The organism is Mesorhizobium sp. 8, from assembly GCF_006351905.1.
GTDB lineage: Bacteria > Pseudomonadota > Alphaproteobacteria > Rhizobiales > Rhizobiaceae > Mesorhizobium > Mesorhizobium composti.
Map to the genome: position 1 here is coordinate 779,972 of NZ_CP040914.1, position 12,301 is coordinate 792,272.

General features: G+C 64.9%; 11 protein-coding genes and 1 tRNA gene. 11 read left to right on the top strand and 1 reads right to left on the bottom strand.

Annotated elements, in window-relative coordinates; genetic code table 11:
• Positions 1–179 precede the first annotated feature (179 nt).
• The 11 genes from FGU64_RS03610 (at position 180) to mazG (ending at position 10,864) form a co-directional block, all read left to right on the top strand.
• A tRNA-Lys gene (locus tag FGU64_RS03610) sits at positions 180–254 on the top strand.
• Between the two features lie 243 nt (positions 255–497).
• Complete coding sequence (locus FGU64_RS03615; RefSeq protein WP_139950916.1) at positions 498–1,727, top strand: septal ring lytic transglycosylase RlpA family protein; 1,230 nt, start codon at positions 498–500, stop codon at positions 1,725–1,727.
• Positions 1,728–1,839: 112 nt separating this feature from the next.
• Positions 1,840–3,003: a D-alanyl-D-alanine carboxypeptidase family protein gene (locus FGU64_RS03620; RefSeq protein ID WP_246671318.1), complete on the top strand. Its 1,164-nt coding sequence runs from the start codon at positions 1,840–1,842 to the stop codon at positions 3,001–3,003.
• Positions 3,004–3,063: 60 nt separating this feature from the next.
• Positions 3,064–3,732 (top strand): dTMP kinase, encoded by a 669-nt coding sequence (gene tmk / locus FGU64_RS03625; RefSeq protein ID WP_139950918.1) that lies wholly within the window; start codon positions 3,064–3,066, stop codon positions 3,730–3,732.
• On the top strand, positions 3,729–4,802 hold the full coding sequence (locus FGU64_RS03630) for a DNA polymerase III subunit delta' (RefSeq protein ID WP_139950919.1): 1,074 nt from the start codon (positions 3,729–3,731) through the stop codon (positions 4,800–4,802). Before tmk ends, FGU64_RS03630 begins: the two co-directional genes overlap by 4 nt.
• Positions 4,803–4,883: 81 nt before the next feature.
• Positions 4,884–6,437, top strand: coding sequence for a methionine--tRNA ligase (metG, locus tag FGU64_RS03635; protein WP_139950920.1), 1,554 nt, complete (start codon positions 4,884–4,886; stop codon positions 6,435–6,437).
• Complete coding sequence (locus FGU64_RS03640) at positions 6,437–7,246, top strand: TatD family hydrolase (RefSeq protein WP_139955256.1); 810 nt, start codon at positions 6,437–6,439, stop codon at positions 7,244–7,246. Before metG ends, FGU64_RS03640 begins: the two co-directional genes overlap by 1 nt.
• Position 7,247: 1 nt before the next feature.
• Positions 7,248–8,075: an MBL fold metallo-hydrolase gene (locus tag FGU64_RS03645; RefSeq protein ID WP_139950921.1), complete on the top strand. Its 828-nt coding sequence runs from the start codon at positions 7,248–7,250 to the stop codon at positions 8,073–8,075.
• Positions 8,076–8,090: 15 nt separating this feature from the next.
• Complete coding sequence (locus FGU64_RS03650; protein WP_139950922.1) at positions 8,091–8,561, top strand: YbaK/EbsC family protein; 471 nt, start codon at positions 8,091–8,093, stop codon at positions 8,559–8,561.
• 214 nt (positions 8,562–8,775) lie between these two features.
• Entirely contained in the window at positions 8,776–9,960 is a 1,185-nt protein-coding gene (locus FGU64_RS03655; RefSeq protein ID WP_139950923.1) for an amino acid aminotransferase, read from the top strand.
• Positions 9,961–10,042: 82 nt separating this feature from the next.
• Positions 10,043–10,864, top strand: coding sequence for a nucleoside triphosphate pyrophosphohydrolase (gene mazG / locus FGU64_RS03660; RefSeq protein WP_139950924.1), 822 nt, complete (start codon positions 10,043–10,045; stop codon positions 10,862–10,864).
• A 112-nt stretch (positions 10,865–10,976) separates the two neighbouring features.
• On the opposite strand, the gene hflX is transcribed toward mazG, so the two are convergent.
• Positions 10,977–12,284 carry a GTPase HflX gene (gene hflX / locus FGU64_RS03665; RefSeq protein ID WP_246671319.1) on the bottom strand — a complete coding sequence of 436 codons (1,308 nt, stop codon included), beginning with the start codon at positions 12,282–12,284 and terminating at the stop codon, positions 10,977–10,979.
• Positions 12,285–12,301: the final 17 nt, after the last annotated feature.

Sequence of the window (12,301 nt, forward strand, 5' to 3'; positions counted from 1 at the left end):
CCTTGATGGAACGGCGCTTTTTCGATTGACCCGCCATGGCACTCTCCCTATGTTCCGCCGCAATTTCGCGGGCGGTTTTTCCCTTGCGAAAGCGCGGCACGGCGGCCCGCCCGGGCGGTGATGCGCAAAGGTTCAGGCATCTTTTTGCGATCGGCGATCGCCCGAAGTTTTGCAGGAACGGGCCGGTAGCTCAGCGGTAGAGCACGTGACTTTTAATCATGTGGTCGAGGGTTCGATCCCCTCCCGGCTCACCACAGCAACAGTCTTGATGTATCCCGTACAAGACCCGTATCAATTGTATTGAGATTTGCCATCGCTACGGCCGACGCTCCGGGCCATAATCTTGCCGGTTTCCCGCCACAATCGGTTAATAGCGTGATAAACAATTCCTGCGCACAAGGAGCGGAGTGGGCATCGACTTCCTTGTGACGTGATCGTTCAGGCTCGGCTGACGCCCATGCGGCGGCCAACAGGGAATGACAGGGGACAATTCCGAAATGCAGACCAAGGCGCGCAAGCCCCTTCGCCGTGCATCGACTTATCTGGTACTGGCTGCGGCGGCCGGGATGCTCGCCGCCTGCGCCACGCCCGAGCCCAAGGCGATGGTGCACAAGAAGCGCTCCAAGGAATACTTCTCCGAAACCGATTACGGCGTGAAGGCGAGCCCCTATGTCGGCAACCGCAAGCTGGTCGGGCGCGACCAGCTGGGCAAACCCTACCAGGTGCGGGGCAAGTGGTATTACCCGAAGGAAGACAAGAAATACGCCAAGGTAGGCACGGCCTCCTGGTATGGCGATGCCTTCCACGGCCGGCTGACCGCCAACGGCGAGGTCTACAACGTCGCCGACATCACCGCCGCCCATCCGACCATGCCGCTGCCCAGCTATGCCCGCGTCACCAATCTCGGCAACGGCAGTTCCGTGATCGTGCGGGTGAATGACCGCGGTCCTTTCCACGACGGCCGGCTGATCGATCTGTCGAAACGGGCTGCGGACATGCTGGGCTACTCCAACGTCGGCACCGCCAAGGTCAAGGTCGAGTATGTCGGCCGCGCGCCGCTGGCGGCGCATGACGAGCAATACCTCGTGGCCTCCTATCACCCCGGCAATCGGGCGCCCGATCCGTCCGTCGGCCTGCCGACAGGCGTGATGATCGCCATGAACGGTTCGTCGCCCAGTCAGCCGGTAAGTGCGGCGGTCGTGCCATTCCCGGGCCAGTTGCGGGACTCGGCACCCGTTCCGGCGATGCAGCCGGTGATGACTGCAGACGCGCAACTGTCCGGCTTCCCGTCGCTGCCGGATTTCGGCCCCATCGTGCCGTCGCGGCCTGATGGGGAGATGCCGTCACAGATTCCGTTCTCCGTCGCATCGCTGTCCTACGCCGACGAGCGGGTGAACCAGGCAGCACAGGCTTTTGCTGCTCTGGATCCTGGCCTGGATTCGGCAATGACGTCGAGCAACATGGAACAGGCTTGGAAGCGGCTCAATCCCGGCGCAGGTGCTTCGGGTGACTATATCGCCGCCGGCTCCTACCGGAATGCCGATGAAGCCCGCTCGATCGCCACGCGCCTCGGCGCTTACGGCAAAGTGGAAGTCGAGCGCACCACGCTCGACGGCGCCGACTGGTACAGCGTCAATCTCTATCCGGATGGGCTCGGCAGCGTGGACGATATGCTGAGCGCGGCATGGTCGCACGGCGCGCCGGACGCATTGGCCGTTCGCGGCTGACAGGCGTTTGCGTCGCCGGCCGGCGATGAGCCGGACGGTTGATCCGGCGCCGACAAGCCTGATAGCTTTGCCGGGCACGCCGCATGTCCGGCCCAACAGGGCATCTCCTATGATGTTTCGCCGCTTCCTGCCGCTCTTTGCGGCTTTCAGCCTCGTCCTGTGGGCTTTCGGCATATCTCCGGCCGCCGCCCAGCTTTTCGAGACGAAGGCGACGCAGGCCTACATGATCGACGCCGACACCGGCACCGTGCTGTTCTCCAAGGATGCGGACGCATCGATCCAGCCTGCCTCGCTGGCCAAGCTGATGACCATGGAAGTGACCTTCAACGCCATCAAATCCGGGCGGCTGAAGCTGGACGATACCTTCGTCGTTTCCGAGCATGCCTGGCGCACCGGCGGCGCGCCGTCCGGCACCTCGACCATGTTTGCCGCGCTCAAGTCGGCGATCCGGCTGGAAGACCTCATCCAGGGCGTGGCGGTGCAGGCCGCCAACGACGGCTGCATCATCATCGCCGAGGGCATGGCGGGCTCGGAGGCGAACTTTGCCCTGCAGATGACCGAGCGCGCGCGCCAGATTGGCCTGACCGCGTCGACCTTCGTCAACGCCACCGGCCTGCCGGCAGACGGCCAGAAGACGTCGGTGAAGGATCTTACGAACCTGGCGCTGCGGCTGTGGCGGGACTACCCCGACTTCTACCGTTATTTCGGCCAGAAGGAGTTCACCTGGAATAAGATCAGGCAGCTGAACCGCAACCCGCTGCTCAGCACGGACATCGGCGGTGACGGGCTGGCCGTAGGCGCCAGCGAGGAAAACGGTTTCGGCATCGTCGGTTCGATCGCCAAGGACGGCAAGCGGGTGATCGCGGCCATGAGCGGGTTGGCCAACGACCGCGAGCGGGCCGAGGAAGCGCGCAAGCTGCTGGAATGGGGCCTGCGTTCCTTCCAGAAGTCGGAAATATTCGCCAGGGACGAGATCGTCGGCGAGGCCGAGGTCTTCGGCGGCGAAAAGTCCGGCGTGGCGCTGAAAGCCAAGGGGCCGGTGGATATCTTCCTGCCGATCACCAACCGCGACCGACTGACGGCGCGCATCGTCTACAACGGGCCGCTGCCGGCACCGGTGGAGGAAGGCCAGCCGGTCGGCGCACTCAAGGTGTGGATCGGCGACACGCTCAGCCAGGAAACGCCGCTCTATGCGGCCGAATCCGTAGGCGTCGGCTCGCTGCCCCGGCGCGCACTCGATGCCGTCGAGGAACTGGCCATCGGCTGGCTGCGTTGAAGCGTGGATTTTTCGGCGCACCGAGACTATGACGGCGTTCGCGAGATACGGGAACTGCCAGTGGCCAAGGGATTCTTCATCACGTTCGAAGGCGGGGAGGGAGCCGGCAAGTCGACGCAGATCCAGCGGCTTGCGCGCAAGCTTCGCGCCAAGAAATATGACGTGGTGGTTACCCGCGAACCCGGCGGCTCGCCCGGCGCCGAGGCCGTGCGGCATATCCTGCTTTCGGGTGCGGCAGAGCCGTTCGGCCCGAAGATGGAGGCGCTGCTGTTCGCCGCCGCCCGCTCCGATCATGTCGAGCAGGTCATTCGGCCTGCGGTGGAACGCGGCGCCATCGTGCTGTGCGACCGTTTCATGGATTCCTCGCGCGTCTACCAGGGCGTGACCGGCGGGCTGGATCCGGCCTTCATGCAGGAGCTGGAGGCCGTAGCGATCAACGGCATGGTGCCGGACCTGACGCTGATCCTCGACCTTGATGCGGCGGAGGGATTGCGCCGCGCCAACGCCCGGCGTGCGGCAGCCGACGGGCCGGACCGGTTCGAGAAGGAAACGCTTTCCATTCACGAGCGCCGTCGCGAGGCTTTCCTTGCCATCGCGAAAGCGGAGCCCGGACGCTGCAGGGTGATCGATGCGGCCGCGAGCGCGGACGCCGTCGAGGACGCTATCACCGACAGCGTGTTCGCCGCACTGGCCGCAAGGCTGCCCGCCCGGCAGGCGGCGCCGGCATGATTTTCGAACGCCTAGCCCCGCAGCAGCACGATACGCTGGACGGCGTCCCGGAGCCGGCCGAGAACCCGCGTCTTGTCGGCCATGCCGCCGTCACAGCGATGCTGGCCCAGGCCTATCGTGCCGGCAAGCTGCCGCATGCGCTGATCCTCGCCGGGCCACCCGGCATCGGCAAGGCGACGCTGGCCTTCCATCTGGCGCATCATCTTCTGAAATATCCGAAGGCCGCCGAGGCGCCGGCCGAGCTGGCGTCACCCGACCCGGCCTCCTCGCTGTTCCGCCAGATCGCCAGCGGCGCTCACCCTTCGGTGCTGCATCTCACCCGGCCGTTCGACGAGCGGAGCAAGCGTTTCAAGACCGTCGTCGCCGTCGACGAGATACGCAAGGTCGGCCAGTTCCTGTCGCTGACCTCGCACGACGGCGGCTACCGGGTCGTCATCGTCGATCCGGCTGACGACATGAACACCAATGCTGCCAACGCCTTGCTAAAGAATCTTGAAGAGCCGCCTGCACGCACAGTGTTCATTCTGATCGTCCATGCGCCTGGCAGCCTGTTGCCGACGATCCGCTCGCGCTGCCAGATGGTGCGGCTCGGTCCGCTCGGGGAGGACGACCTGCTGTCGGTGCTGGAGGCTACCGAGGCGGCGCCGCCGGACGATCCGGCCGCTCGTACAGCACTCGCCGAGCGGGCAGGGGGCAGTGCGCGTGCCGCCATCCTGCTCACGCAATACGGCGGATTGGAGATCGCGCAGGCTCTGGACGCGCTGACGGGCGCGAAACGCCCGGATATCGCCGGCGCGCACAGATTGGCGGATGCCGTCGCCGGGCGCGATCAGGCGATCCAGTTCGACATCTTCAACCGCCGCGTCCTCGACCTGTTGTCGGAGAAAGCGAGCGAAGCCGCCATCGCGGGAGATCTCGGCCTGGCGAAATCGCTGTCCGACGCTTGGCACGACGCGGCAAATGCCATATCTGAAACCGAGACATACAACCTCGACAAGAAGCAGCACGCACTCGGCATGATCGACCGCCTGAATTCCGTAATGCGCCCGGATTTCTCGGGGCGAATGTGACGCTTCCGCCGGGATGGCAATCGCCGTCCCGATGCGATACTTCACGCTCAACTTCATTCAGGCATTCATGACGGCCCCTCCATGTCCCGCGAAACCTTCTACATCACCACCGCCATTTCCTATCCCAACGGCAAGCCGCATATCGGTCATGCCTACGAGCTGATCGCGACCGACGCGCTGGCCCGCTTCCAGCGCCTCGACGGCAAGGACGTCTTCTTCCTTACCGGTACCGACGAGCACGGCATCAAGATGCTCCAGACCGCGCGGAAGGAAGGCATTTCGGCGCGCGAACTGGCCGACCGCAACGCCGCCGAGTTCCAGCGCATGGCGAAAGCCCTGAACTCGTCCAACGACGACTTCATCCGCACCACGGAAAAGCGCCACTACGCCGCCTCACAGGCGATCTGGAAGGCCATGGCCGACAACGGCGACATCTACAAGGGCGGCTATGCCGGCTGGTATTCCGTGCGCGACGAAGCCTATTACGGCGAGGAGGAAACGGAAGTCCGAGCCGACAACGTGCGCTACGGGCCACAGGGCACGCCGGTGGAGTGGGTGGAGGAGGAGAGCTATTTCTTCCGCCTTTCGGCCTATCAGGACAGACTTCTGGCCCTCTACGACAGCCAGCCGGATTTCATCGGCCCATCCGAGCGCCGCAACGAGGTCGTCAGCTTCGTCAAAGCCGGCCTGAAGGATTTGTCGATCTCGCGCACCACCTTCGACTGGGGCGTGCCGGTGCCGGGCGACGAAAAGCATGTGATGTATGTGTGGGTCGACGCCCTCACGAACTACATCACGGCTGCCGGATATCCGGATGAAAACGCTGACAAATGGCGTTTCTGGCCAGCGGACGCCCACATCATCGGCAAGGATATCGTGCGCTTCCACGCCATCTACTGGCCGGCGTTCCTGATGTCGGCCGGCATCGAATTGCCGAAGCGCGTCTTCGGCCACGGCTTCCTGTTCAACCGCGGCGAGAAGATGTCGAAGTCGCTCGGCAACGTCATCGACCCGTTCACCATGGTCGAGCATTACGGGCTCGACCAGGTGCGCTATTTCTTCCTGCGCGAGGTGCCTTTCGGCCAGGACGGCAGCTACAGCCACGAAGCGATCGTCAACCGGACCAACGCCGATCTCGCCAACGACCTCGGCAACCTGGCGCAACGCTCGCTGTCGATGATCGCCAAGAACTGCGGCGGTGTCGTGCCGAAACAGGGCGAGCTTGCCGACGCCGACAAGGCGATCCTGACGCAGGCCGAGGCGGCGCTGGCCACGGCGCGAGAGGCGATGGCGGAGCAGGGCATCCATCACGCGCTGGCGGCCATCTTCGGCGTCGTCGCGGAGGCCAACCGCTATTTCGCCGCGCAGGAACCGTGGGCGCTGAAGAAGACCGACCCGGCGCGCATGGAAACGGTGCTGTGGACGACGGCCGAGACGATCCGGCGGGTGGCGATCCTTTGCCAGCCCTACATTCCGGGATCGGCGGAAAAGCTGCTCGACCTGCTGGCGGTGCCGGCCGACAGGCGCCGATTCGAGCATGTCGCCGCCGGCCACGCCCTGATTGTCGGAACGGCTCTGCCGGCGCCGCAGCCGGTCTTCCCGCGCTATGTCGAGCAGCCGGAAGCGAGCGCGTGATGCTGGTCGACAGCCATTGCCATCTCGACTTTCCGGACTTTGCCGAGGAGCGGGCGGCGATCGTCGCCCGCGCCCTCGCCGCCGGGGTCGGGCGCATGGTGACGATCTCGACGCGCGTGAAGCGTTTTCAGCAACTAATTGAAATCGCGGAATCTTACGACGTCGTCTATTGCTCCGTCGGCACTCATCCGCACAACGCCGCCGAGGAACTGGACGTCACGGCTGACGATCTTGTCCGCCTCTCCGCACACCCGAAGGTCGTCGCCATCGGCGAGGTCGGCCTGGACTATCATTACGACCACGCACCGCGCGATGCCCAGGCATCCGGCTTCCGCACCCACATCGCTGCCGCTCGCGAGACGGGCCTGCCGCTGGTCATCCATGCGCGCAGCGCCGACGACGACGTCGCCGCCATCCTCGAGGATGAAACGGGGAAGGGGGCTTTCCCCTTCATCCTGCATTGCTTTTCCTCAGGGCGGCGGCTTGCCGAAGTGGGCGTGGCGCTGGGTGGCTACGTTTCCTTCTCCGGCATCCTGACCTTCAAGAATTCCACCGAACTGCGCGCCATCGCGGCGCAGGTTCCGCGCGACCGTCTGCTGGTTGAGACGGATGCACCTTACCTCGCACCCGTGCCGCATCGCGGTCAGCGTAACGAACCGTCCTTCGTGGTGGAAACGGCGAAGGTTCTGGCCGAGTCGATCGGCGTCACGGCCGACGAGATCGCCCGGATCACCACGGAGAATTTCTTCCGGCTGTTTTCAAAAATGCCGAAGCCGCCCATATCCGGGCCGGTCGGGCAGGGCGCCTGAAATGGCCGCCCAAGGTGGAGACCGCCTGCGCCTGACGATCCTCGGCTGCGGCTCCTCGCCCGGCACGCCGCGCATCACCGGCGACTGGGGCAACTGCGATCCGGCCAATCCGAAGAACCGGCGCATGCGCTGCGCCGCGATGGCCGAGCGCGTCTCGGCAAACGGCACCACGCGTGTCGTCATCGACACCGGCCCGGATTTCCGCCAGCAGATGCTGATGGCCGAAGTCGATCGCATCGATTCAGTCATCTACACGCATCCGCACGCCGACCATATCCACGGCATCGACGACTTGCGCAGCTTCGTGTTGGAGCAGCGCAGGATGATGGATATCCATGCCGACAGGCCGACGCTGGCGCGGCTGCGCGAAGGCTTCGGCTATTGCTTCGAGACGCCGCCGGGCAGTTCCTATCCGCCGATCCTGCTGGCCCATACGATCGAGCACGACCGGCTGCTGACAATAGAAGGAGAGGGCGGTCCCCTCACCTTCGAGCCGCTGCCGCAGGTCCACGGTGACATCGTCTCGCTCGGCTTCCGCATCGGCAGCCTCGCTTATTGCCCCGATGTCAGTGCCTTTCCCGATGCGACCGCCGCGCGCCTGACGAGGTTAGACGTGCTGGTGATCGACGCACTGCAATACAAGCCGCATCCCAGCCATTTCTCGCTTGCCGAAGCGCTCGAATGGATCGGCAGGCTGGCGCCGAAACGGGCCGTTCTGACCCACATGCACGTTCCGCTGGACTACGCGACCGTGATGGCGGAGACGCCGAGCGAGGTAGAGCCGGCCTATGACGGCATGACGATCGAAATCCCTTATGAATCAGAATGAAGGACGAGAAACTTCATGGCTGGAAGCATCGAACGCGTGACGCAGGCGGCCTCTGATGCCGGGCTCGCCATCGAGGTCCGGCGCATGGGCGCTTCTACGCGCACGGCCGAGGAAGCGGCTACGCAATGCGGCTGCACGGTCGCCCAGATCGTCAAATCGCTGGTGTTCCAGGGAGAAACGAGCGGGAAGCTCTTCCTGTTTCTGGTCTCCGGCAGCAACCAGCTCGATCTGGCCAAGGCTGCGGAATTGGCCGGCGACCCGCTGAAACGCGCCGATCCGCGTCACATTCGCGACGAGACGGGCTTCGCCATCGGCGGCGTTTCGCCGCTCGGTCATCTCATCACGATCCCGGTCTTCGCCGACCAGTCGCTGCTGGCGTTCGATGTCGTGTGGGCCGCCGCCGGCGCGCATGACGCCGTCTTCTCGGCCGAGCCAAGCGCGCTCATCGCGGCGGCACGCGCCACGGTGGCGGATTTGAGTGCATAGGCAATTGCGTCGGCGAAATGCCGGTTTGCGAACAAGGTGGCGCTACCCCCGGCAGTTTCGGCCATTCTTTAGTTCCATAATCTATCTTATGCGACTTTGATCTATGAGGAAGCCGAGACGCAAAGGCGCTGGCGCAACCGCGCCGATTTGCGTATCAAGCCCCTGCCTCCAACCGGCGCTCCATCACGCAACGCCGAACGCTGAAAGCCTCTCCATGTTCGAAGACCTGAAGCCCGCCCCAGCCGACAAGATCCTCGCCCTGATCGGGCTCTACCGTGCCGATGAGCGCCCGAACAAGGTCGATCTCGGTGTCGGCGTCTACAAGGACAGCGCCGGCAGGACGCCGGTCATGCGTGCCGTGCGCGAAGCCGAGAAGCAACTGCTCGCCGGTCAGGACAGCAAGTCCTATCTCGGGCTCGCCGGTGACACGGCTTTCAACGAGGCAATGGCGAAACTCGTCTTCGGCGCGAACGCCGATACGACGCGCATCCGCGCCGCACAGACGCCTGGCGGCTCCGGCGCGCTCAGGCTCGTCGCCGAACTGTTGAAGCACGCCCGGCCGAACGCGACCGTATGGGTGTCGGACCCGACATGGGTGAACCACATCGCGATCCTGCGCGCCGCGGGACTCCAGGTTCGGGAATACCCCTATTTCGATGCCGAGACCGGAACCGTTCGTTTCGACGCCATGCTGGCGGCGCTGAAGGGCGCGCCCGCAGGCGATGTGATCCTGCTGCATGGCTGTTGCCACAATCCGACGGGCGCCAATCTCGACGCCAGCCAGTGGACGGCCGTTGCCGACCTGCTGGTTGAAAAGAACCTGCTGCCGTTCATCGACATCGCCTATCAGGGTTTTGGCGACGGCCTCGATGCCGATGCCGAAGGCCTGCGCATCGTTGCCGCCAAGGTGCCAGAGATGGTCGTGGCGGCAAGCTGCTCGAAGAACTTCGCCGTCTATCGCGATCGCGTCGGTGCAGCCATGGTCATGACGGCGAATGCCGCACAAGCCGACATCGCCTCGAGCCAGATGCTCGCCGGCGCACGCACGCTCTATTCCATGCCGCCGGACCATGGCGCCGCCGCCGTGCGCATGGTCTTGCAGGATCCTGCCCTGCGCGCCGACTGGCAGGCCGAGTTGGAAGACATGCGCCAGCGCATGCTTTCGCTCAGGCAGCGTTTCGCCGAGGCGCTGCGCCGCCAGTCCAACTCCGACAGGTTCGATTTCATCGCCGGCCATCGCGGCATGTTCTCGCGGCTGGGCCTGACGGAAAGCCAGGTGCAGCGCCTGCGCGAGGAGCATGCCGTCTATATGGTCGGCGACAGCCGTATCAACGTCGCCGGTCTGCCGGAGAACGGACTGGAAGAGTTGGCCAAGGCCGTCGTCTCGGTGCTTGACTGATAGCGGCGGCGGCTGTGGACAACATGGCCGCCGCCGCCGCTCCGCAATAGCCGCACCGCGGATGCCGCGATAGCATCCGCCGATGGAACCTTCCCGCGACATTTCCCGGCTGATCGAGATCATGGCGGCGCTGCGCGCGCCGGGCACCGGCTGTCCGTGGGACGTCGAGCAGACCTTTTCCACTATCGCGCCCTATACCATCGAGGAAGCCTACGAGGTCGCCGACGCCATCGCCCGCAACGACCTCGACAACCTGCGCGAGGAAGCCGGCGATCTGCTGCTGCAGGTCGTCTACCACGCCCGCATGGCCGAGGAGATCGACGAGTTCGACTTCGGCGATGTCGTCGAGGCGATCACCAGGAAGATGATCCGCCGCCATCCGCACGTCTTCGGCGACGATAAGGCGCGCAGCGCCGGCATGGCCAAGGGCATGTGGGAAAAGATCAAGGCCGAGGAGAAGGCCGAGAAGCGCGCCGCCCGCCTCGCCCGCGGCCTCGACCCAGAGGATCACGGCAAGGGTTTTCTCGATTCGGTGCCGGTCGCCCTGCCCGCTCTGACGCGTGCGCTGAAGCTCCAGGAAAAGGCCGCCCGCGTCGGCTTCGACTGGAGCGAGGCCGCACCCATCCTCGACAAGATCGAGGAGGAGATCGGCGAGCTGCGCGAGGCGCTCGCCAGCGGCGATACGACCGCGATCAAGGACGAGTTCGGCGACGTGCTGTTCGCCTTCGTCAATCTCGGCCGTCACCTCAAACTCGATTCGGAAGCCGCCCTTTCAGGCACCAACGAGAAATTCCGCTCCCGCTTCCATCATGTCGAACAGGCGCTGGAAGCGTCCGGACGCTCGCTCGACGAGGCAACGCTGGAGGAAATGGAAGCGCTCTGGCAGCAAGCCAAGGGCCGCTGAAGCGGCAGCAAGAGCATTTCCAGCAAAAGTGTGAAACGGTTTTGCGTACGGAAATGCGGCTAAAACAAAGAGATAGAGCGGTTCTGCCGATTCCGCTAAAATCAGAACCGCTCTATGCCCTGCCCCGCAGCCGGCTTTCGATTTCCTCGCGGGCGTTTTGCGTGGCAAGCAGCGTGAGCGTCACGCTGCCATCCTCGTTGTCGGTGCGCCGGGTCACGTCACCGTTGCGATAGAGCCAGTCGATCAGACCGAGTTGGGCAGGCGTCAGCGTCACCGTGAGCGGGCTGAGTTCTCCCGAGACATGCGCCTCGATCGTCTCCATCAGCGTGTCCAGCCCCTCGCCGGTAATCGCCGATATGGCAACGGGCGGGCGCTTGCGCGCAGCGTCGTCTTCCAGCAGGCGGGCACGGTGATCCTCGTCCAGAAGGTCGACCTTGTTCCACACTTCGACGACACGCTTGGAATCCTGCGCGTCGACGCCGAGATCGGCCAGGATCTGCTCCACGTCCTCGGCCTGGGCCGCCGTGTCGGGGTCGGAAATGTCACGCACATGCAGCACGAGGTCGGCCTCGACCACCTCTTCCAGCGTGGCGCGGAAAGCGGCGACCAGATGGGTAGGCAGGTCAGAGATGAAACCAACGGTGTCCGACAGGATGACAGGCGTGCCATGCGGCAGGCGAAGGCGCCGCAAGGTCGGGTCGAGCGTGGCGAACAGCATGTTCTCCGCGAGCACCCCTGCCCCGGTCAGCCGGTTGAACAGCGTCGACTTGCCGGCGTTGGTGTAGCCGACGATGGCGACCACCGGAAACGGCACCTTCTTGCGCTTGGCGCGGTGCAGATCGCGGGTGCGGCGCACCGTTTCCAGTTCGCGCTTCAGCTTGACGATCTTGTCCTGCAGGACACGGCGGTCGGCCTCGATCTGCGTTTCGCCCGGACCGCCGAGGAAGCCGGCGCCGCCACGCTGGCGCTCCAGGTGCGTCCAGGAACGCACCAGCCGCCCCTTCTGGTAGTTCAGATGCGCAAGCTCGACCTGCAAGGCGCCTTCCTTCGTGCGCGCGCGCTCGCCGAAGATTTCGAGAATCAGCCCGGTGCGGTCGAGCACCTTGGTGTTCAGTTCTTTTTCGAGATTGCGCTGCTGCACCGGCGTCAGCGGATGGTCGACGATAACCAGGTCCGCCTTGCTGTCCTTCACGATTTCCGCGAACTCGGCCACCTTGCCGGTGCCGAGAAGCGTGGCCGGACGCGGGTCGTTGACCGTGACGACGGCCGCATGGACGGGATCGAGGTCGATGGCGCGGGCGAGCCCCACCGCTTCGTCGCGGCGTGCATCGGCCGAACGGGAAAGGCGTGGGCGGGAGGCGTCGTCGTCCTCGCCGCGGGGCTGGCGCGTCAGAACCGGCACGATGACCACGGCGCGAATCGCCGTCTTGCGGTCCG